The sequence below is a fragment of the [Bacillus] enclensis genome (assembly GCF_001456935.1).
Classification (GTDB): Bacteria; Bacillota; Bacilli; order Bacillales; family Bacillaceae_B; genus Rossellomorea; species Rossellomorea enclensis.
On record NZ_KQ758482.1, the window covers coordinates 638025 to 658932 of the forward strand.

Here is a 20908-nt window from a genome sequence, read left to right on the forward strand (position 1 = left end):
TCTTTTTAAGGATTTATCACAAATCACCTGTAATGAAGAGGCATGACATGGTATATTATAGGAGAATCCAAGTTGAAAGGCGCTATTCAATGAAAAAAGTAATGCAGCAGATTTTTTTGATTTCCCTGCTTCTTCTCGCCTGGTATATGACTACCCACAGACCGTCAGAAGAACAATTCTATGCCTGGCTTGAAGAGGAATATCAGATAGACTGTAAAGAGAAGGTATCGTGTACAAGAAAAGCAGAAGAAAATTCGGTGTACACATTGATTGAAACCGGCTCTACAATCAAAAAGGGATACTTACTGTTTAATACAGTAGGGAAAGTTTACGAGGATCAAAACGGCGATAGATTCACTATTAAGGCAATCGGGGTTTTTGGAGATTACTTCACGATCATTGATGATTCATCCACACACAGTTAAACCGATTTAACGGATATCGTTAAATCGGTTCATTTATTTTCGATATCTGATTCTTTTCCTGAGGACTGAAGGATACTTTCTCTTTAACAATTTCAGCAGGACGTAAATCAGAATACAAGAAACAAGGACTCCAGCAACGATGCCTGCTTTTAAACTGACTTCTTCCACGATCCGGCGAAAACTCTTCGGAAAATACCTTCCGATCTGAAAGTATACGAGGGCCCATACAAAGGCAGAAGGGGCGGCATATATGATGAATTTTATAAGCGTTATGCCTTTAGCTGTGCCCGCGATATAAGGCATCACAAGTCGGACCCCGGGGATGAAATAACTTATAGAAATAGCGAATGACCCATATCTCTCAATCCAGTTTTCACCCTTTTCCATAAGGGTCTGCATCTTCCCGTTTTTGAACTTCCGGATCATCAGTCTTGTTCCAAAACGGTCACCTGCAAAGTACCCGAATATACCATAGCTCAATAATCCGCTGTACATAAATAAAAACGAGGTGTAGGGATCGAAATGTCTCCACTCTGTAAGATATCCCGCGAAGGCAGCTGCTATCTCGTTCGGTACCGGTAACCCGAGGAATACAATCCAGCTGAATAGAAACATTGCGATATACCCGTATTGGTCCACCAGCTCAAGTAAGAGATCCATCTTGCACCTCGTTTCTATCCAGGATGTAGTGCATTTTACACGTTTGAAATATGGACATTAGATGCTCCTGAGAACGATGAATTTTTGTGACTCATTCAGAAGTTTCGGGGTCTTTCAGTAAATTCTTGACCTGTTCTTCGACCATCCCCAAATCTATGAGCTGCTGCTGCAACTTCGAATGATAGGCAGCACTTACATGGGGAAGGCTCCCTCTTAGAATTTCCCTGGCATAGTGTTCAGGGGGGAGTACTTCATCAAATTTCGTTTTAACAATAAATGTGAGGACATCTTGATAAACCTCTCCGCCTATCACTACATCCACGAAAGCCGCTCTGTACCAGCCGGGCGCGACTCCTTCTCTTGTAAACAGATACTCTACCGCGTCCTGGGGAATATCGTAAACGACTCCTTCCATCTTTCCGCCATCTTCAATGATATCTCCGCGTCCGCCGTCAGCCACTTTGAAAAGATACTTCATTGAGTATCCATCCAAGGAGCCCGCTCCCATGCATTTTTTAAAATGATGATCCACTTTTGCAAGTTTAAAGCGGTCGTCGTCCATACAGGATCCATAAGCAAAATACAATATCCTCTCCGGCTTTTCCTGAATGAATCGGTGAACCTTCCAATCGCCTGAGGAAATTTCGGTTTGAAATAATTTTCCTTCAAGCCCATAGTAAACAAATGCTTCAATCGGCCCGCGGTCCGTATTTACTTGCTGCAGCTGCCGGTTGTACAGGTTTTCCTCTCTGCCTTCTATATAATCCTCGATTTCATCGAGTTTGGCGAGTAGCTCTTCATTTATCTTATATATTTCGCCATAAACGGTCCCTTCCCCTTCTTTAAGGGCTGGGTATCCATTGCCGGTGTCATATAATGTGCCTTGGGTCCAAGCTTGTTCATATTGTAATGGTGCATCTTTTAAAAGTGAATGATTTTCTTCGTACCTTCTTAATGTTCCGTAAACGAAAACGTTCAAGCTGTCTCTCCCCTTTATCTATAATGAATAGATTCATTTTATCAAATTCTGTTTGATTTTTCAGTGAAATAGATTTATTGCCTTATTTGATAACTTTTCAGACTTTCAAATAGAAAAAGTGTATAAAACCCAAACAAATCAAGTGAAGACTTCTGATACCGCTAATGATTTCCGTGCAAGACTTCGCTTTCCGCGGGTGACCCGTGAGCCTCCTCGGCTTCGCCTTGCGGGTCTCACATTGGTCACTTCTCCCGCAGGAGTCTTCGTCCTGCACTCCAATCAATCGCTGGAATCGGTTTTGAATTTGGATAACTACTCAAATAAATCATTTAAATATTTGTAGAGACTTCTCTTAGTACATCTTGCCCTCAAATCAATCGCTATATCAAGCTGCAAGACATAATCATCACAAAAAAATCCAAACTAATTTGAACCCCTTAGATTCAAAATTATAGTTTGGATTTTTTTCACCTAGCATCCTATTTCCCAGTGTCTTCAAGAATGCACTTTAATATTCATTTATCCCTTGGGAGTGATTGCTTGTTGGGCTTGTTCTTTGAGTTTGAATTTTTGGATCTTTCCTGATGCGGTCATCGGGTAGGAATCTGTAAATTCAATGAATCTTGGAATCTTGTGGCGTGAAATTTTGCCGCTGCAGTAATCTCTGATTTCACCGGTGGTTGCGGATTGCCCTTCTTTTAGAATGATCCAAGCCATTACTTCTTCACCGAACGTTTCATCCGGGATTCCGATTACCTGAACATCGAGTACTTTGGGATGCGAGTACAAAAACTCCTCAATTTCACGTGGGTAGATATTTTCACCGCCTCTAATGATCATATCCTTGAGCCTGCCAGTGATCCTGCAATAGCCGTACTCATCCATCACGGCCAGGTCCCCTGTGTGCAGCCATTCATCATCGTCGATGGCCGCTTTGGTCGCTTCTTCGTTTTTGTAATAGCCTTTCATTACGTGATATCCCCTGGTACAGAGCTCCCCCTGTGTACCTGTGGGTACTTCAAGGTCGGTCCCCGGCTCCACAATTTTAACTTCCACGTTGGGAAGTGCCCTGCCGACTGTTTCCACCTTCAATTCGAGGGGATCATGGGTACGGGTCTGGGTGATGACGGGCGAGGATTCCGTCTGACCATAGGCGATGGTGATTTCCTCGGCACCCATTTTATTCATGACATCTTTCATGACTTCGATCGGACAGTTGCTTCCTGCCATGATCCCGGTTCTCAGACTGCCGAGGTCATATCGATCGAAATCAGGCAGATTCAATTCCCCGATGAACATGGTGGGAACCCCATGCAATGCCGTGCACTTTTCATCTTGTACGACCTGGAGTACTTGAGATGGATTGAATTCCTGCACGGGTATCATGGCAGCACCGACAGTCACACAAGCAAGCGTCCCCATCACGCAGCCAAAACAGTGAAAGAATGGGACTGGTATGCACAAGCGATCTTCACTGGTCAATCTCATACAGCCGGCGACATTATACGCGTTATTCACAATATTCGAGTGAGTCAGCATGACACCTTTTGGAAAACCGGTCGTCCCCGAGGTATACTGCATATTAATGACTTCCTGTGGCGCCAGGCTCCCCATCCTATTATCCAGAGATTCATCATCCACTTCTCTTCCCAGTGCCATGATTTCGTCCCACTTGAACGTGCCTGGAAATTTCTTATCTCCCATCACAATGACATTTTTTAATTTTGGCAGTTTTTCACTATGTAATTTGCCAGGTTCAGAGTCTTTTAATTCAGGACAGATCTCATAAAGCATTTTGATATACGAGGCCCCCCGGTATTCTTCCATCAAGATGATGGTCGTGCTGTCAGACTGCCTTAACAGGTATTCGAGTTCAGCTGTGCGGTAATTTGTATTGACTGTTACCAGGACCGCTCCCATCTTACCTGTTGAAAACTGACTTAAGATCCATTCAGGTGTATTTGAAGCCCAAATGGCAATATGTTCACCCTTTTCGATGCCGAGCTTCATGAAACCCCTTGCTGCCTGTCTGCATTTCTCGTTCAACTCTTTATAAGTCCATCTTAAACCCCTGTCAGCATAAACCACTGCATCTTTGTTTGGCTGTATACGTGCTTTTTCTTCAAGCAGTTCCCCAATAGTGGTTTCCAGAATGTCCGTCAATTCAAATATCCCCCTTAGAATGGTATCGCTTACATTAAAAAATATGATATGCGTGTATATTATCACAAAAATTAAAATTTTCAAACTAATATAATTTAAAAAAAGATCAAACTATTTCTTTAGACAAATAACCAAATAAATAAACGACTTTCTACAAAATATCTTAAAATGCTACTTTTGAAGGAATTTAATAAAAACTCTTTTCAAATAGGCAGTTTCTATGTAAAATATAGAGAAAATATAGAAAATTCTATATTTTAAACATTCCTAGGAGGTTGGTCATGAAAATCTTAAGTAATGAACAGTTAGTGGCAGCTTATCGCGATGCTGAGAAGCAAGGGAATGATCAAGATTGGATTCAATTATTAAGAAAAGAGATCCGCACTCGAGGGTTGAAGCCTTTTAGGAAATCATGACAACCGTAAACAAGATAAAACAAAAACAAATGATTCTCATCCCCTGAGAATAGTTGGTTGACAGACTCCTGCCAGGAGTCTGTCTTTTTCATGTTCACTTCGTGATGCCCGGTTTTTTCGAATATTTTTTCTCCAGATGCTTCATTTGGCTGTAATCGAGTAAGCCTATCTTATTCAATATATAAGCACAGTATATCAGTCTCTTTGCTCGCCGGTCCTTCATGATTCCACCCCTTTTTACCCAAGGAAAAATATTTTCCTATTTCTATATTTTATGCAGATAGTAAAAATCAGTGAGGCCTGTCACAAAAAAAAACCGGTACACACGAAGCGTACCGGCAAACACATTCATCTATATTCAGTAAGGTAAAACTTATCCTTCAAGCAGTAAATCTTCAGGGTTTTCAAGAAGGTTCTTGATTGTAGCCAGGAATCCTACCGCTTCTTTCCCGTCAATGATTCGGTGATCATAAGAAAGCGCGATATACATCATTGGGCGGTTCTCCATGTTCTCTTTATCGATCGCTACAGGTCGGAGCTGGATTGTATGCATTCCCAGGATACCTACCTGAGGTCCGTTTAAGATCGGTGTGGATAATAACGAACCGAATACTCCCCCGTTGGTGATGGTGAAGGATCCGCCTTGAAGATCGGACAGTGCAAGCTTGTTATTTCTTGCTTTTGTTGCAAGCTCCATGATTTCGCCTTCAATTTCTGCAAAGTTCTTGCGGTCGCAATTTCTTACAACCGGTACTACAAGACCATCATCCGTTGATACAGCAACACCTACATCGTAATACTTCTTAAGGACGATTTCATCGCCGTCAATTTCTGCATTAACGTAAGGATATTTTTTCAGCGCCGCTGTTACAGCTTTTGTGAAGAAGCTCATGAATCCAAGTCGAACATCATGATCTTCAAAGAATTTGTCTTTTTTGCGCTTTCTCAATTCCATGACGGCAGACATGTCAATTTCATTGAAAGTGGTCAGCATTGCAGCTGTCTGTTGTACTTCTACAAGACGCTTCGCAATGGTCTGTCTTCTGCGGGACATTTTTTCACGAACGACCGGCTTACCGTCATCTTTCTTGGCAGGAGCTTTCTTTGCTTCCTGAGCAGGCTTAGCAGGCGCGGATGCCGGCTTGTTCTCATACGCTTCGATATCTTGCTTTCTCACTCTTCCAAGCGGGTCGGTAGGTACTTGAGAAAGGTCGATTCCTTTTTCACGCGCAAGCTTACGGGCTGCAGGAGAAGCGATCGGACGATTTTTTTTATCGTCTTTTGATGCAGGAGCTTCTTCTTTAGGAGCTTTCTCCTCAGCTTTTTCCTGCTGCTGTGGTTCCTCTTTTTCTTCTTTTTTGTCTGCAGGTGCCGGAGCTTCCCCGCCTGCTCCCACAATTGCGATGACCTGACCAACCTCTACAGTGTCACCTTCATCGGCTTTTAGTTCTTGAATGGTGCCCGCTTCTTCAGAAATCACTTCTACATTTACTTTATCTGTTTCTAGTTCTACGATGTATTCGCCTTTTTCAACATAATCGCCAGGCTGCTTCAACCATTGAGCAATCGTACCTTCTGTAATTGATTCTGCCAATTCTGGAACTTTGATTTCTGCCACTGTGATGTCCTCCTCTTTCTTATCGAGTTAACGCTTCGCTAATGATACGTGCTTGTTCTTTTTTGTGTACAGTAGGTTCCCCTTCAGAAGGACTTGAACGTCTTCTGCGTCCTACATATTGAACGTCAACACCTTCTGATGCCAAGTCACGCAGTCTTGGTTCAACAAATGTCCATGCTCCCATATTCTTCGGTTCTTCCTGGATCCAGACCAATTCTTTCAGGTTAGGATATCTTCCAATGATTTCTTCCATATCATTTTTAGGGAACGGATAAATTTCTTCAAGTCTAAGTATATGAAGCCAATCCGTTTCATCCATGCCCTGCAGCTTTTCTTCAAGGTCGATTGCAATCTTACCGCTGCCGATTACAATCCGCTCTACAGCTTCACGGTTTTCTCCCAATCCTTTTTGCTCGAGTACTGAATGGAATTCTCCCTCTGCAAGCTCTTCCGCAGTTACGGATGCGAATTGATTACGAAGCAGGCTCTTAGGCGTCATGATAACAAGAGGCCTGACTTCTTCTTTTTGCAGGATAGCTGCCTGGCGTCTCAGTACGTGAAAATACTGCCCTGCAGTCGAGCAGTTGGCGACTGTCCAGTTATACTCTCCGCCCAACTGAAGGAATCTCTCAAGACGGGCACTTGAGTGTTCAGGACCCTGACCTTCATATCCGTGTGGAAGAAGCATGACAAGACCTGTTTTCTGACCCCACTTGGCGCGGCCGGCTGAAATGAACTGATCGAACATGACTTGTGCCATATTAGAGAAATCACCGAATTGAGCTTCCCAAAGAACGAGGGTCTCAGGTGCAAAAACATTATAGCCGTACTCATACCCGACAACCGCTGTTTCAGTCAAAGGGCTGTTATGGACGACAAACGATGCATTGCTTTCCGCAATATGGTGCAGCGGGATGTATTCTTCCCCTGTTTTTTCATCATGCAGGACAAGGTGGCGCTGTGCGAATGTACCGCGCTCAGAGTCCTGGCCGGTCAATCGGATCGGGGTGCCGTCTTTAAGGATGGATGCAAATGCGAGTGTCTCTGCATGTGCCCAGTCGATTTTCCCCTTGCCTTCAAAGGCCTGGCTGCGTCTTTGCAGGATCTTTCCGAGCTTCTTGAACACATTGAAACCTTCCGGCCATTGAAGCAGCTCTTCATTAATATGCTTCAGCTTATCGAATTCCACGGATGTGTTAAGTTCCGGCAGACCGTTTGCCACGTCTTCCGGCGGTGCAAGGACCGTATCTGGATCTTCATCCTTCGCCGGGACCTTATCGTAGGCCGCCTTCAGCACTTCTTCCACTTCTGAGTCCATTTTTTCGACTTCCTCCTGAGAGATGATCTCGTCGGAAATCAGTTGTTCAGCGTACAGTTTTTTGACATTCGGATGATTCTGGATGATGGAATACATCTGAGGATTCGTCACCATCGGTTCATCCATCTCGTTGTGACCGAATCTTCGGTACCCGATAAGGTCGATGACGAAATCCTTGCCGAATGTTTTACGATATTCATAGGCTAAGACGGCAGCTGCCATACAAGCTTCAGGATCATCTGCATTTACGTGCACAATTGGCACTTCAAAGCCCTTTGCTGTGTCAGAAGCATATTTAGTAGAACGGGAATCACGGCTCTCCGTGGTGAATCCGATCATATTATTCGCGATAAGGTGGATGGATCCACCTGTATTATATCCGCGCAGCCTGCTCATATTTAATGTTTCAGCAACGACTCCCTGTCCAGGGAATGCTGCATCTCCATGAATCATGACCGCATAGGATGTTTCGGATGATTGGACTGGATATCCGTTTTCTTCCCGGTTCTCCTGTGCAGCACGTGTATAGCCGGCAACGATCGGGCTCACTACTTCCAAATGGCTCGGATTATTCGCCAATGTCACGCGTGCTCTTGCAGTCGGCATGGCCTGCGGGGAGATTTCCCTGTCTGCTCCAAGATGATACTTGACATCTCCTGTCCATCCGAAAGTGATGCCGATGGAACCTTCTGATGGAATCAGGTCTTTACTTGGTGCATGCTGGAATTCAGCAAAGATCATTTCGTACGGCTTGCCGATTACATGTGCAAGGACATTCAGCCTTCCGCGGTGAGCCATACCGATATTCACCGTCTTCGCTCCTGCTTCAACGGAATAGCGGATCAACTCATCGAGTAAAGGCACCATGGTGTCCAAACCTTCGATCGAGAAGCGCTTTTGTCCAACGAATGTGCGGTGGACATATTTTTCAAATCCATCCACTTCGGCCAGGCGTTTTAATAAGGACACTTTCTGTTCTTTGGACAATGGTGAAAAATATGAACCTGACTCGATTTTTTCCCTGAGCCAGTTCTTTTCTTCCAGCTCATGAACATGTGCATATTCGAATGCAAGTTTCCTTGTGTAAACTTCTTTCAAATGATTCACTGCCTGAAGGCCGTCTTTGATATGGGACGGTGCATCAGGGCATAGGAACTCAACCGGGATGTTCTTAAGGTCTTCCTCGGTCAAGTCGAACTCTGAAAGTTCGATTCTTCTTGTATCTTTATTGCGGTCATTGAGCGGGTTGATGTCAGCAGCCAAATGACCATATGTACGGATATTATCTGCAAGCTTGACGGCTGCGACCATCTTGCTAAGCGCCGTCGGCTGGGCAGGCAGAGTAAATGAAGCGTCTGCTTTCTGCGCACTTGCCATCACTGCAGCATCTTCAGCAGTAGGAGGCCCCCATTGTTCAAATAACTCCCTCAGTTCAGGGTCTACTTCAGATGGATCCTCAAGAAATTGTTCATAGACCTCCATCACGTAGCCCAGATTTGGTCCATAAAAGGAATGCCATGGCTCGCCTTGGTTTGTCGATTGCTTTTTCATTTTGAAAAACCTCCAACTATTTGCCAGTTAGTATAATTTGGGTATCAGGTATCCTTCCACTTACAATTTCTGAAAATTGTTATGCAAGAATAATATTATTTAAGCACTAAAACGCTTACAGAGATATTTTATCACTGTGAAGTAGTAAGTTAAAGTCTTTATGACAAATTTCTTAAAATTTTGTGTTCGACTTAATCCTATACTCATTTACTTATATTCCCATAATGATTTGTGAAAAACTTCATATAAAATGGACTATTTTGAAATAACTTTTTATTAAGCGCTTTCTTCTCCACCCTCTTATAATCGTTACTCGGGTAACTTTTTTCATAAACCATCTTACTACTCTTACTAAAAAAAACCAAATACTTTTTATCAAATTCTGTCTTTTTTATTGAATGTTAGAATTCTATAGTGCAAGCTTTAATATCCCATTCCCTCAAACCGGAATGATTAATCCTTCTTCACCTGAACTCTTCGCCCATTTCTGCATACGATATATCAACCAATACTGTTTATAACGGACTGTCTAAGTAAGATCGTGTGCGCCAAAGAAAGGTGATGCTTATGTTTCCATGGAGCTTGTTCCCGTTCAATAAAGACATGAAGGAACAAATGAATAACATGAACCCTAAAGAAATTGACTCTTATGTACAGAATATGATGAAGAATATGTTTCCAGGCGGTTGGAGCAGTATGATGAACCCAAATGAAGCAATGAAAGGCCACCAGCCTTTCATTCATCCGATGGAGAGCGAACCTCCACAACGCGATCAAGGAACCCCTTCTCAGCAAAATCAAATCCCTATTAATATATTTGAAACGTTTGAGGATGTTTATATCCGGATGAAGATCCCCAATGAAGATTGGATGAAACAGATGAAGATTTATCACACATCCAACCAGGCAATCATAGAGAATATACCCGAACAGGGAGACCGGCAGGTTCTGACACTTCCTTCACTTGTTAAGAAAAAAGGAGCGATGGCGCAATATAAGGATGGGGTGCTTGAATTAAAAATCCCGAGAAGCGTCGATATGCAGTACACAGAAATAGACGTCTCAGAAAAATACTGAGACGTCTATTTCTCTTCCTCGAGTTTTGCTGCCCGTTTCAATGAAACACGTATAATTGTTCCAGCAGGTTCATTCCTCGAAGCTTCAATTGTACCGCCATAGTTATAGATCAGTTTGGAGGCAATTGCCAGCCCCAGTCCGTAACCGCCTTTTTCCCTGCTTCTCGCTTTATCCACACGGTAAAAACGGTCAAACACCTTTTGCAGGTCTTCTTCAGGTATTCCGATCCCTTCATCCTTCACTTCAAGTACAAGCAGCTTGTCCTGTTCGTACATCCGGACCTCCACCCGGGTCCGTGTTTCGGAGTATTTCACCGCATTATCCAGTAAGATGACCAGTATTTGTTCCAGATGCCTCTTTAACATAAATGCCTCTGCAGTCTCCTTGAGATCATCCCTGAGTTCGAAATCATAGTCCTGGTGAAGGAATGCAAAATCACGGATGATTTTGCGTGAAACTTCTTTAATATTTACTTTGGCATTTTCATAATCCGCCAGTTCACGGTCGGCCTTTGATAACTCAAGCAGTTCTCCCACTAGGCGTTTGACTCTGTCAAGCTCCTCGAGGGAAACCTGTAATGATTCCTCCAGGATCGAAGGGTCCTTTTTCCCCCATCTGTTCAGTAAGGAGAGATGTCCCTCCAGGACCTGGATGGGGGTCCTTAATTCATGGGAGGCATCTTCCACAAACTGCTGCTGCTGCCTGAATGACCTCTCTATTTCGATCATCATCTTATTGAAGATTTGAGAAAGCTCACTGATTTCATCATGAGCGTTCGTCGCTTCCACTCTTCGTTGAAACCCATTCCTTTCAATGGAGCGCATGGCCTCTGATAACTTATTCAACGGCCTTATGAAATTCCGAGCCATTAAGTAGCCAAGCAGCGCACTTAATAATAATGCTGCAACCCCGGTGAAGGACATCATCCAGAAGAGGTTTTTCATGATACTTTCATAACGATTCAGGGGCTGGATGATTTCTACGTATCCATTGAATTGATTTGAAAGAATAGGAGAATGGCCGATAAGGATTTTTTTATCATCGGTTTCGATCAACTTTACTTCTTTATCTCTGACCGGCTGGAAAGGAATATAAAAAGCAGGCTCATTTTCCCCTCTGATTTCCAAGGCCTGCTTCCCCTGACGGTCCAATATCCTGATTGTTTGATCTTTTTCTGCAATTTGCTTCATGAGGTCTCTGCTTTCATAAATATCCTCAAGCTTCACATTTTGCCCGCGCTGTTTGAAGAATACGGTGATTTCATCAAGGACCCTGCTGAAGTTATTCTCTTCTTCATCAAGCATCCATTTGTTAATGGCATGATATTGGAAGAAGCTGAATAGAAAGAAAGCTAGAAATATGGCGGACCCCGCTGCCAAAGCCCATTTGACCTTCAAGGACGTCGGTTTGATCCACCTCTTTAACTTTTTCATGATCTCATCACATATCCAGTGCCGCGGACCGTCTGGATGATGCTTTCCTCTTCCGGAGAGTCAAGTTTATTCCGTAAATACCTGACATAGACGTCCACGACATTGGTTTCGACTTCCGTATCGTATCCCCATACTTTATTCAGAAGGACTTCCCTTGTCAGGACAATATTCTTGTTTTCCAGGAAGGCAAGCAATAAATCGTATTCTCTCTTTGTCACTTCTATTTCGCTGCCTTCCTTGAATACCTGTCGTGATTCCTTATACACAGTCAGGTTGTTGTGAACATATGATGTTACGGGCGACTGCGGGACATCATTCTGTGTCCTCCGGAAAACGGCGCGGAGCCTTGCGAGCAGCTCTTCGATTGCAAAAGGCTTTACGATATAATCATCTGCTCCGCTGTCGAGGCCGGAGACTCTGTCCATTACACTATCGCGCGCTGTGATCATCAGGATCGGCGTCTCCTTGCTCTGCCGGATTCTTCGGCAGACCTCCAATCCATTGAGCCCGGGAAGCATGAGGTCCAGCAGAATCACATCCCACTCTTCATTCAATGCCATGTCCAGCCCGTCCCTGCCTGTAAACGCAAGACCGATTTCATATCCTTCATATTTAAGCTCAAGTTCTATAAAACGTGATAGGTTTTTTTCATCTTCGATTAATAAAACTTTTTTCATTTACTCACCTGCTATATCTCTGATCCGTTTATTTCTTTGAAAAAAAATCATAAAAGGCATGGAAAATCTCAATTCCCTGAAACGTAAACAACGTCAAAGCCGTGATGCTGAAAAACAGGATGGGTATGAAGCGTATGAACATCATCATATCATTACCTCCCTTTTTTGCTCTAAGTTCATCATGCTCCCTTAATATTAAAATCTGATGAGAAGATGATAAAATTCCGCTAAAATAAGGAGTTTACATAATAAATTTATAATCTACTTATCCTCAAGTTATGAAAATGTTTACGCTGCAACCTGTGTTTAACTGTTTTCATTAAGTGGTACATATACCCATATACTGTATTATCCCTGTTATGAAAGGAATGATGTCGGTGACTTTCTGGATCTCTTTATTTGTGTCATTATTGATACTATTTGCCATTGCTGAGGAAATCATTTATTTTATACTTCGTACAAAGGTTATTAACGATAACCACCCAGCTGAAGAAGGAAAAATAAAAATCCTTTACAAAAAGGTCAAATTAAAGCTTAGTCCTTCCTAGGATCAAGCTTTTTCTTTTTACTATACATACTTATGATAAGATAATAAACAATTATATTGCATTAATAGCTCAAGAAAGAAAGGATGCTTGTGATGAAAATCGATTTGAATTGTGATTTGGGAGAGAGCTTCGGGGCTTACACGATTGGGCAGGATGAAGAGATGATGAAGTATGTAGACTCTGTCAATATAGCATGCGGCTTTCATGCGGGTGACCCTCTGGTAATGATGAAAACGGTGGAGCAGGCGCTCTCGCATGGGCTTAAGATCGGGGCTCACCCCGGCCTGCCGGACCTGCAGGGTTTCGGCCGCAGGAGTATGGCCATCAATTCACATGAAGCGTATTCAATCATTTTATATCAAGTTGGTGCACTGCAGGCGATTGTAAAGGCGAAAGGCGGGACGCTAACGCATGTGAAACCTCATGGTGCATTATATAATATGGCTGCCAAGGACGCTGAACTGTCCCAGTCAATTGCGAGGGCTGTACGTGATATCGATGATTCCCTCATATTATTCGGCCTCTCAGGAAGTGAACTGACGAGCGCAGGTAATGAGGCCGGGCTTACGGTCGCCCATGAAGTATTCGCGGACCGCACGTATCAGTCGGACGGCAGCCTCACACCGAGGTCGCTTCCAAATTCCGTACTACATGATGCAGATAAGGTGGAAGAACAAGTGATGAGGATGGTCAAAAGACAGGAAGTGGTTACGGCAAACGGTGAAGTCATTTCAATACAGGCAGATACAATCTGTCTTCACGGAGATAACAAAGAAGGTGTCAGCCTGGCAAGGAGAATAAAGGAAACATTGAGCTGAATGCTCAAGGAAGGAGATTGAAAGATGAAAATAATGGAACTGGAAACCAGCAAGCGCGATGAAATGATAGAAGTCACTGACCGTGTTCAGGAGTTTGTAGATAAATCCGGTATATCAAACGGAGCAGTCATTATACAATCCCTTCATACCACTGCGGGCATTACAGTCAATGAGAATGCCGACCCCGATGTCAAGACTGATTTTATCAGGCGCCTGGATGAAGTCTATCCCTGGAATCATACCAAGGACCTTCATGGGGAAGGCAATACGGCTGCGCATTTGAAAACGAGCACGACAGGTCATTCACAGACAGTCCTTGTTAAGGATGGACGGTTACTGCTGGGGACCTGGCAAGGGATTTATTTCTGTGAGTTTGACGGCCCACGGCATCGGAAAATGGCCGTTCATGTCATGGGAACTTGACTATTTAAAAAAGAGTTGGGACAAAAGTGAAATAATCTAAGTAAAACCCGAACTAATGCGGCAAATTAGTTCGGGTTTTTAATTTGTTCATTGTACATTTAGGGATTAGCTCATTCAGCGGTTGATTGGAGTGCAAGACGAAGACTCCTGCGGGAAGAGTAGCTTATAAGAAAAGCGGAAGGGCTTTGAAGAGAGGCGTGTGGCATAAGGCGAATCGACCACGAAGGCGTTCTTTGCCTTCTTGGTCGGTTTGACTTATGACATGTGCCTCTAAGCCCTGCAGCTGGACAGGTGAGACCCCGCAGGCATGCCGAGGAGGCTCACGGGCTGCCCGCGGAAAGCGAAGTCTTGCACGGAAATCATTAGCGTTGTTTAGAGTTCACTCTAAAATGTTCATCTTTAGACATCGGTTTTTAAGTTTTGTCTCCATTATCATATGAACCTGTCCCGGTCTTCTTTGCTCGGGAGCATACAGGATTCCTTTCGGCCGAACCACTTGTACCGGTTTGCTGCTATCCACTTATAAACTTTATCCCTAATCGGTTTAGGAATACCGAGAAAAATGCGGAACCAATTCCACGGCCATTTTAATCGCGATGCTATCAGGAGTGCAGCCGTTGACTCAATATACACTTTATCATCCTTGATGAGCACTATGCTATCAGTGGAGGCCAAAATATTGAACAACTCCTTATACCTTTTTCCGGTTTCACTTTGCAGCGAAGCGAACTTAAACACCTTTCCTGGATCCCTTTGGATGATGAATTGAACAGAGCTGCTGCATAGATTACAGACACCATCGAATAAAATGACTGCCATTGTCTCGTCACCCCTGTCATATATGTTATTTCTTACATTCCATTAAGTGTTCTGTTACATTATAATTTTCCACATTCCAGATATTCTTTTTGAGGCTTATATTAGTCAAGCAGCCATTGAACAACTTGAATTCCTCGAGCTGACTGCCTTCCATATGAAACTTTTTGATGATTGCATGGATCACGGCCCCGTGTGACACAAGTAAGATTTTTTTGTCAGGAAACTTTGTACTGACAGACTGCAACCCTTCTTCGATCCTTCTATCAAGGTCCTCCCTGGACTCCATACCAGGAAAGATAAATTCAGGATACTTCTCATTCCTCACTTCTCGTGTCAGCCCTTCACCGTCGCCAAAATATCGTTCCTTGAACTCATCCATTTCAATCAAGGGCAGATTCAGGTCTTTATTGATGATTTCTGCGGTTTCTTTCGCTCTCTTAAGTGAAGTCGTGACGACCACATCCCACTCCATACCTTTAAGAAACTCCCTGCATTCTTCAGCCTGCTTTCTGCCGGTTTCATTAAGGGGTATATCCGTCTGCCCCTGCAGTCTTCCATGTAAATTCCAATCCGTCTGCCCATGTCGCACGATGCAAATACTAGTCATGTATTTATCTTCCTTTCTATCAAAATACCTATTTCACTGATTTTATCATAACCACTAAGGTAATGGAGGATAAAAAATCAACGGGCATGTAAACGGATATTCACCAAGAAGATGTTTCGATAACCAATATTAGGGAAAATAAATAAAAAAACAAGGAGGCAGTCAATCTATGAAACCAGAAGTTGGAATTGATAACCATAAAAAAGGCTCTGAAATCAAAGAAATCTTTACAGATGCTTTACACAGGGATCTTTCGAGCGATGAGAATCTTCTTATCAACAAATGGGTTCAGAATTTCAATCATGAAGAAAGAGCAACGATCATCAATATGTTGAAAGAACTGGTAAATAAACATAAACGTCATGATTAAGCTAAAAGAGACAAAGCTTTGACGTCAAAAAAGGAAAGTCCACTTTACGGGACTTTCCTTTTTTATAAGAATTTATTAAAATATATCTCTCTTTAAAGGTCGTCAGTTTGTTCCAACAGACGGTCAATATCGAATGTATAGATTGGTGAATGGATATCCTCTTTTGCAAGATGTGCGGTATCTTCCAGTATTTCATCGATATTCATACTTAAAATACCTCCCGGTTGTTTAAAATGATCTTTGTTATTACACTATTCGTTGAAGCAGGATCATTTTTTGGGGGTGTATTTTATTTTTTTTAAGAAAACTGAAGAATACTGTTGAATTGCATACAAGACTTTTGTAGTAAACTTCTGTTTTAGGAAATATAATATTTATCCTTATATTCCTGTACCATTTCTTCATGGCTTCTGACCATGCTTGACGGCAGGTCATCAAGCGGGAAAAATTTCAAAGAAATGGATTCTGATTTCTCTGCTTTCATATGCCCGTGAAATTCGTTTGTAAAATAGGCGGTGGCAACGACGTAGAATTCATCTCCGTTTTCAGCTTTAATATAGTGGTCTTTGCCGGAGTACACGTTTAGTAAGTGAAGTTTCCCCAATTGGAGGTTTGTTTCCTCCTTTACTTCTCTTCGAGCAGTTTCTTCAGTGGATTCTGCCAGTTCCATCAATCCTCCGGGCAATCCCCATTTACCGTTCGGGAATCGTCTTTGCTGAAGGAGTACCTGGTTATGTTTATTTAAAATGATCACCACTGCTCCGGGCAGGATTACCGGCCGGGTCCCAATCAGTTTTCTTAAATCCTCTATGTATCCCATGAAATTCTCCCTTCCCTATCCTTAAAATATTACCTTGGAAGTCTTAGCTTAACGGGTTCACTTGAGAGTTGCAAACTTCCAAAATATCACGTAGTACCATTCTGTAATTCAGTGTATGTCATTCCAACAAGATGGCTTGGACATAACTAAAAAAACACTCTTCATACAAAAATTTCAGTTTAGGGGGTCTAAATACCGCTAGAGATTTCCGTACAAGACTTCGCTTTCCGCGGGTAGCCCGTGAGCCTCCTCGTCGCGTGCGCTCCTGCGGGAAGAAAAGCGGAGGGGCTTTGCTCAGAGGCGTGTGGCATAAGACGAATCGGCCACGAAGGCGTACTTTGCCTTCTTGGCCGGTTTGGCTTATGACATGTGCCTCTAAGCCCCGCAGCTAGACAAGTCTCACATCAGCTACTTCTCCCGCAGGAGTCTACGTCTTGCACTCCAATCAACCGCTGGTGGAGCTAAACCTAAATGTACATTTCAAACAAATTAATACCTAAACTAATTTCCCTCTTAAAAACTAAAGTTTGAATGGAACACATTTAGAGAGTAAGTATTCTTCAGCTGCATTTATTCTCTTTCCGTTATGTCTGACAAACAGTTCGTAACGTCTCATTAACCATTCAAACGACCTGTCACGAATATGGGAATCATCGGCACCTTCTATTAAGGGAACCATTTTAGTAAATGAGTCAAAACTTGATAAATCTTCAAAACAATCCAAATGGGCAATTCTCTTGTTCGTGATGTTCTGATAAGCATCTAGCATAGGTTCTTTGAACTAGTCCCGAACCACGAGTATCCCAAGACAAGAGTATGTGCAATATCATAACGAGGGTCTCCTATAAAAGCTTTTTCCCAATCCAAAATATAAAGTGTGTTTCCATTAGTTATTATGGTATTCCCTAAATGATAATCTCCGTGATTTAAAACTTGGTAAACGACACAGACTTGAACATATCGTAAATATTATGGAGACACTCTATGTATACAGGGTCTTCAAACTTTGGAACTCTTTTTATTAAACTTTCTATGTAACAGTTGAAAATTTCTTGGCTCAATATTGCTGCCCCAGTTTTTGCTATCATTTGGTAAACCATACTTTTTCATAGATATTCTGCCATCAGAAGAGATACCCCTTCTTCAAGTGACCCGCCCGTTCGAAATCTAAGTGTTCTATAAGATCTTTAGTTACAACAAAAAACACACTGTGAATTTCATTATGAAATACAGTGCGTTTTGCTTTACTATTTGCTTGTTTGCACCTCTGAAGTCAACATGTTATTTTAAGCTTCATTGGATTTAATGGTAATGTTATTCACTATAAATATTCTTTGTCTTCATGCTTATGAGTCGGGTCCATTTTTTCAAGGGCCTGCAACAGCCTGCGGTCGTTTTCAGTTTTATGTTTCATGAAACTCATGGCCTTAAAGATGAACACAATCGTCAATACCGTAATAAATAGTGCGATTCCTATATACAAAATACTAAAAAGTCCAAAGAATACCCCGATTCCTTCCATTCCCATACCTTGATCCATACTATTCCACCTCCCCTAAGCAACATATTGAAAATTCATCCAGTAAATCAACTTATTAACATTTACTGTGAGACTTAATCATAACAGGTAGTTAGACGGATAGAAAGTGACATACTTCAAACCGATTGCCGTCAAGGTCAATAAAATCAAAATATGTCACACCACCATCTGTCTGAATTTCCCCGACTTTCACTTGCCGGTCGATCAGCTTCAGTCTAGTTTCCTCCAACGCATCAGAGAACAGAATGGTCCGCGTCGATGAAGAATGAATTTCTCCCTCCTGTATGGTGATCGGTGTTTCACCGGTGCCCACTTTGAAGACGATATACTGCCCGGTGTGGAAAATCTCCTCGAGCTCAAGTACAGACCTATACCATTCCCTGGCCCGTTCCAGGTCTTTGACTGAAATATGTATGGTATCTATTCGAGAAAACATATTCACTCCTCCTTGATTATGTTTAATTCTTCAATAATGTAAGGTGCCCTACAATCTCTTTTGCTTCCCACTTATCCATTGGCGGCAGCGCTATGACGGTAAGCGACCCTTTCTGAATCTCCGTCAAGCCGCTGTCTCGGATGCTGAAAAATCCACCTTTCTCAAGTTTCTCCAGTTGGGGTTGACTGCCTTTTAAGATGATTTTTTTCATTCCGGTTTGCAGCCACTCCACGAAATCCGGCTGGCGATCAGCGAATGAAGTTTTGTCAGACACCATTTCCAGGGTGCTTAAGGTTGCAGCATGAGCAACTTGTGCAGCTGTTTTACCTTTTGACATATTCACGTCTTTATTCACTACAAAGTATTGCACTAGGTCTCGATTATTGGTCATTTTTACTCCCTCCTTTGATAAAGTGATCTTTATATTTAATAGTAGCGTTTTTCTCAAAAGATGGGAAATGTAAAGCCGTATTATTTTCTTCTGATTTTCACAATGGAACCCTTACTGACTGTCACCTTTACTTTTTCCCCAATCCGGAAATCAGTGTATCTGTCACAATCTAACGGATAAATTTCGCTTCGATCGGCGTTTTTGAATTCTATGGCACATTTCTGTCCGGTTCTTTTCAACGCGTTCCCTGAGTTGATTCCGAACAGGATCCCGGGGGTGTTTCCGGGATAATATTTTTCCTCTATGATCATCCATTTCTTCCCTTCGAAATCATTGAGAACTTTAAACAGCAGAAGCAGACATACCAGCAGTATACCCAACACAACAAATTTCACTTGTACTCTTTTCATGAACTCCCGGCCTCTCTGTTAAAATCAACAGAGCCATTATATGTATATCAATCCGGAAAAATGACAGATCTTTTCTATTGCATTAATCTCATAAAAAAGTTATACTCCGAACTAACAAACGGTAGTTAGTTTATTGGAGGTTTTTGATTTGAAACAGAGCAATAAAATAAGAATCAAGAAAGCTGCGTTACGCTTATTCGGTGAAAAAGGCTACGAAGATACATCACTTCATGAAATCGCCCTTGCGGTTGGAATTAAAAAGCCCTCCATTTATAATCATTTTGATCATAAAGAGGATATTTTTTGTGCTGTATTGGATGATCTGCTGCTCTCTGAAACAACGGCATATCAACATATTCAGGAGCAAATGAAAAAAGATGAACCGAAAACGAACCTGCGAATGCTGTTCGATCTTTATTGCCAACGATTGATGACAACCGAGGAAGCGTTACTTTGGAAGAGGGTCACCTTTTTTCCGCCCCCACAGTTCAAAAAAATGATTGAAGAAAAGTTCTTTGAATTCGAGAATGTGGTCACAGAGATATTATCTGCGATTTATAAGGATGCCCAGGCGGCAGATATTCTCCGTGAAGTGGACGGGAATGAATTTGCTGCTTCTTTCTTTTGTTTGGTAGATGGTATATTCCTCGAACATCATTATTATAATGAACAAGTTTTCCGGCAGCGAATGGATTCAGTGTGGAAAGTATATAATCTTGGTATTTTCAAAGGGAAAGGAGAATGATCCATGGGTTGGATTTATGTCATCATAGGCGGCCTGCTTGAAATCGGCTGGGCCACTGGACTCTATTTATCAGAAGGTTTCACGAAACCCATGCCCAGTGTCATTACAGCGGGTCTGATCCTGGTCAGTTTTTATTTTTTCTCTAATTCGATGAGAATGCTGCCGATCGGCACAGCTTATGCTGTCTTTACCGGGATAGGAGCTGCTGGAACTGCGATCGTTGGTATGACCTTTCTCCAGGAGGAAATCAATATGATGAAAATTGTATTTATCACAACTCTCATTTTTGGTGTTATCGGACTGAAAATGAGTGATAAAAAAGAAACCGAAGAAAAGGTGGCAGAAGAATGGCTTGGATGATTTTGATTGCAGCAGGTTTATGTGAAGTGATCATGGTTACCTTTATGAAGCTGTCGGATGGTTATAAAAAATTTGTGCCGTCCATACTCAGTTTTTCTGCTGGGGCTCTTAGTTTTTATTTATTGTCCCTGTCCCTTCTTCACATTCCTGTTTCTACAGGGTATGGCATTTGGACTGGGATTGGTTCTGCAGGAGCGGTTCTGATCGGGATGCTGTTCTTTAAAGAAGAAAAAAATCCTTCCCGGTTATTTTTCATCGGGTTGATTATCTTCAGCATTATCGGGTTGAAAACCGTGTCATAAAA

General features: G+C 42.4%; 25 protein-coding genes and 1 pseudogene. 10 read left to right on the forward strand and 16 right to left on the reverse strand.

Annotated features, from left to right (window positions below; translation table 11 throughout):
- Positions 1–89: 89 nt before the first annotated feature.
- The gene (locus AS034_RS03130) at positions 90–425 is read left to right on the forward strand and encodes a hypothetical protein (protein ID WP_141687656.1); all 336 of its coding nucleotides are present in this window, start codon (positions 90–92) and stop codon (positions 423–425) included.
- A 33-nt stretch (positions 426–458) separates the two neighbouring features.
- On the opposite strand, the gene AS034_RS03135 is transcribed toward AS034_RS03130, so the two are convergent.
- The 3 genes from AS034_RS03135 to AS034_RS03145 all read right to left on the reverse strand — a co-directional run bounded on the left by AS034_RS03135 (position 459) and on the right by AS034_RS03145 (position 4218).
- A complete protein-coding gene (locus AS034_RS03135; RefSeq protein WP_052011553.1) occupies positions 459–1085 on the reverse strand; it encodes a DedA family protein in 627 nt (208 codons plus the stop codon).
- Between the two features lie 91 nt (positions 1086–1176).
- Positions 1177–2064, reverse strand: a complete 888-nt coding sequence (locus AS034_RS03140) for a gamma-glutamylcyclotransferase family protein (RefSeq protein ID WP_052011552.1) — start codon at positions 2062–2064, stop codon at positions 1177–1179.
- A gap of 519 nt (positions 2065–2583) precedes the next feature.
- Positions 2584–4218: an AMP-binding protein gene (locus AS034_RS03145; protein ID WP_058298077.1), complete on the reverse strand. Its 1635-nt coding sequence runs from the start codon at positions 4216–4218 to the stop codon at positions 2584–2586.
- A gap of 290 nt (positions 4219–4508) precedes the next feature.
- On the opposite strand from AS034_RS03145, the gene sda reads away from it, so the two are divergent.
- A complete protein-coding gene (sda, locus tag AS034_RS03150; RefSeq protein ID WP_032088099.1) occupies positions 4509–4643 on the forward strand; it encodes a sporulation histidine kinase inhibitor Sda in 135 nt (44 codons plus the stop codon).
- A gap of 94 nt (positions 4644–4737) precedes the next feature.
- On the opposite strand, the gene AS034_RS23290 is transcribed toward sda, so the two are convergent.
- The 3 genes from AS034_RS23290 to AS034_RS03160 form a co-directional block, all read right to left on the reverse strand.
- Positions 4738–4866 carry a hypothetical protein gene (locus AS034_RS23290; RefSeq protein ID WP_272867394.1) on the reverse strand — a complete coding sequence of 43 codons (129 nt, stop codon included), beginning with the start codon at positions 4864–4866 and terminating at the stop codon, positions 4738–4740.
- A gap of 150 nt (positions 4867–5016) precedes the next feature.
- Complete coding sequence (gene odhB, locus AS034_RS03155) at positions 5017–6261, reverse strand: 2-oxoglutarate dehydrogenase complex dihydrolipoyllysine-residue succinyltransferase (protein ID WP_058297505.1); 1245 nt, start codon at positions 6259–6261, stop codon at positions 5017–5019.
- 19 nt (positions 6262–6280) lie between these two features.
- Positions 6281–9130, reverse strand: coding sequence for a 2-oxoglutarate dehydrogenase E1 component (locus AS034_RS03160; protein ID WP_058297506.1), 2850 nt, complete (start codon positions 9128–9130; stop codon positions 6281–6283).
- A gap of 567 nt (positions 9131–9697) precedes the next feature.
- Between AS034_RS03160 and AS034_RS03165 the strand changes: the two genes are divergently transcribed.
- Positions 9698–10207 carry an Hsp20/alpha crystallin family protein gene (locus AS034_RS03165; protein ID WP_032088096.1) on the forward strand — a complete coding sequence of 170 codons (510 nt, stop codon included), beginning with the start codon at positions 9698–9700 and terminating at the stop codon, positions 10205–10207.
- Between the two features lie 5 nt (positions 10208–10212).
- Here AS034_RS03165 and AS034_RS03170 read toward each other — a convergent pair whose 3' ends face one another.
- Positions 10213–11640: a HAMP domain-containing sensor histidine kinase gene (locus AS034_RS03170; protein WP_058297507.1), complete on the reverse strand. Its 1428-nt coding sequence runs from the start codon at positions 11638–11640 to the stop codon at positions 10213–10215.
- Positions 11637–12317, reverse strand: a complete 681-nt coding sequence (locus tag AS034_RS03175; RefSeq protein ID WP_032088094.1) for a response regulator transcription factor — start codon at positions 12315–12317, stop codon at positions 11637–11639. The genes AS034_RS03170 and AS034_RS03175 overlap by 4 nt, the downstream gene beginning before the upstream one ends.
- Before the next feature lie 637 nt (positions 12318–12954).
- Here AS034_RS03175 and AS034_RS03185 point away from each other — a divergent pair.
- The 3 genes from AS034_RS03185 (at position 12955) to AS034_RS23110 (ending at position 14546) form a co-directional block, all read left to right on the forward strand.
- Positions 12955–13683 (forward strand): LamB/YcsF family protein, encoded by a 729-nt coding sequence (locus AS034_RS03185; RefSeq protein WP_058298078.1) that lies wholly within the window; start codon positions 12955–12957, stop codon positions 13681–13683.
- A gap of 24 nt (positions 13684–13707) precedes the next feature.
- Positions 13708–14106: a secondary thiamine-phosphate synthase enzyme YjbQ gene (locus AS034_RS03190; protein WP_058297509.1), complete on the forward strand. Its 399-nt coding sequence runs from the start codon at positions 13708–13710 to the stop codon at positions 14104–14106.
- Positions 14107–14363: 257 nt separating this feature from the next.
- On the forward strand, positions 14364–14546 hold the full coding sequence (locus AS034_RS23110; RefSeq protein WP_141687657.1) for a hypothetical protein: 183 nt from the start codon (positions 14364–14366) through the stop codon (positions 14544–14546).
- On the opposite strand, the gene AS034_RS03195 is transcribed toward AS034_RS23110, so the two are convergent.
- The gene (locus AS034_RS03195; protein WP_058297510.1) at positions 14539–14925 is read right to left on the reverse strand and encodes a thiol-disulfide oxidoreductase DCC family protein; all 387 of its coding nucleotides are present in this window, start codon (positions 14923–14925) and stop codon (positions 14539–14541) included. The two genes, AS034_RS23110 and AS034_RS03195, sit on opposite strands and share 8 nt — an antisense overlap.
- A gap of 25 nt (positions 14926–14950) precedes the next feature.
- Complete coding sequence (locus tag AS034_RS03200; protein ID WP_058297511.1) at positions 14951–15532, reverse strand: histidine phosphatase family protein; 582 nt, start codon at positions 15530–15532, stop codon at positions 14951–14953.
- A gap of 169 nt (positions 15533–15701) precedes the next feature.
- Between AS034_RS03200 and AS034_RS03205 the strand changes: the two genes are divergently transcribed.
- Positions 15702–15902, forward strand: coding sequence for a hypothetical protein (locus AS034_RS03205; protein ID WP_058297512.1), 201 nt, complete (start codon positions 15702–15704; stop codon positions 15900–15902).
- Between the two features lie 358 nt (positions 15903–16260).
- On the opposite strand, the gene AS034_RS03210 is transcribed toward AS034_RS03205, so the two are convergent.
- The 6 genes and pseudogenes from AS034_RS03210 to AS034_RS03230 all read right to left on the reverse strand — a co-directional run bounded on the left by AS034_RS03210 (position 16261) and on the right by AS034_RS03230 (position 19499).
- The gene (locus AS034_RS03210) at positions 16261–16722 is read right to left on the reverse strand and encodes an NUDIX hydrolase (protein ID WP_058297513.1); all 462 of its coding nucleotides are present in this window, start codon (positions 16720–16722) and stop codon (positions 16261–16263) included.
- A 762-nt stretch (positions 16723–17484) separates the two neighbouring features.
- Positions 17485–17646: pseudogene (locus AS034_RS23465) on the reverse strand (phosphotransferase family protein); the annotation flags it as partial.
- Between the two features lie 397 nt (positions 17647–18043).
- Entirely contained in the window at positions 18044–18262 is a 219-nt protein-coding gene (locus AS034_RS03215; RefSeq protein WP_058297514.1) for a hypothetical protein, read from the reverse strand.
- A gap of 91 nt (positions 18263–18353) precedes the next feature.
- Positions 18354–18698, reverse strand: coding sequence for a VOC family protein (locus tag AS034_RS03220; protein WP_058297515.1), 345 nt, complete (start codon positions 18696–18698; stop codon positions 18354–18356).
- Positions 18699–18720: 22 nt separating this feature from the next.
- On the reverse strand, positions 18721–19089 hold the full coding sequence (locus AS034_RS03225) for an aminoacyl-tRNA hydrolase (protein WP_058297516.1): 369 nt from the start codon (positions 19087–19089) through the stop codon (positions 18721–18723).
- Positions 19090–19169: 80 nt separating this feature from the next.
- Positions 19170–19499: a hypothetical protein gene (locus AS034_RS03230; RefSeq protein ID WP_058297517.1), complete on the reverse strand. Its 330-nt coding sequence runs from the start codon at positions 19497–19499 to the stop codon at positions 19170–19172.
- A 148-nt stretch (positions 19500–19647) separates the two neighbouring features.
- On the opposite strand from AS034_RS03230, the gene AS034_RS03235 reads away from it, so the two are divergent.
- From AS034_RS03235 to AS034_RS03245, 3 genes are read left to right on the forward strand one after another with little or no spacing between them, the layout of a single operon-like run.
- Positions 19648–20244, forward strand: coding sequence for a TetR/AcrR family transcriptional regulator (locus tag AS034_RS03235; protein ID WP_032088083.1), 597 nt, complete (start codon positions 19648–19650; stop codon positions 20242–20244).
- A gap of 3 nt (positions 20245–20247) precedes the next feature.
- Positions 20248–20604 carry a DMT family transporter gene (locus AS034_RS03240; RefSeq protein ID WP_058297518.1) on the forward strand — a complete coding sequence of 119 codons (357 nt, stop codon included), beginning with the start codon at positions 20248–20250 and terminating at the stop codon, positions 20602–20604.
- A complete protein-coding gene (locus AS034_RS03245; RefSeq protein WP_058297519.1) occupies positions 20592–20906 on the forward strand; it encodes a DMT family transporter in 315 nt (104 codons plus the stop codon). Before AS034_RS03240 ends, AS034_RS03245 begins: the two co-directional genes overlap by 13 nt.
- Positions 20907–20908 lie beyond the last annotated feature (2 nt).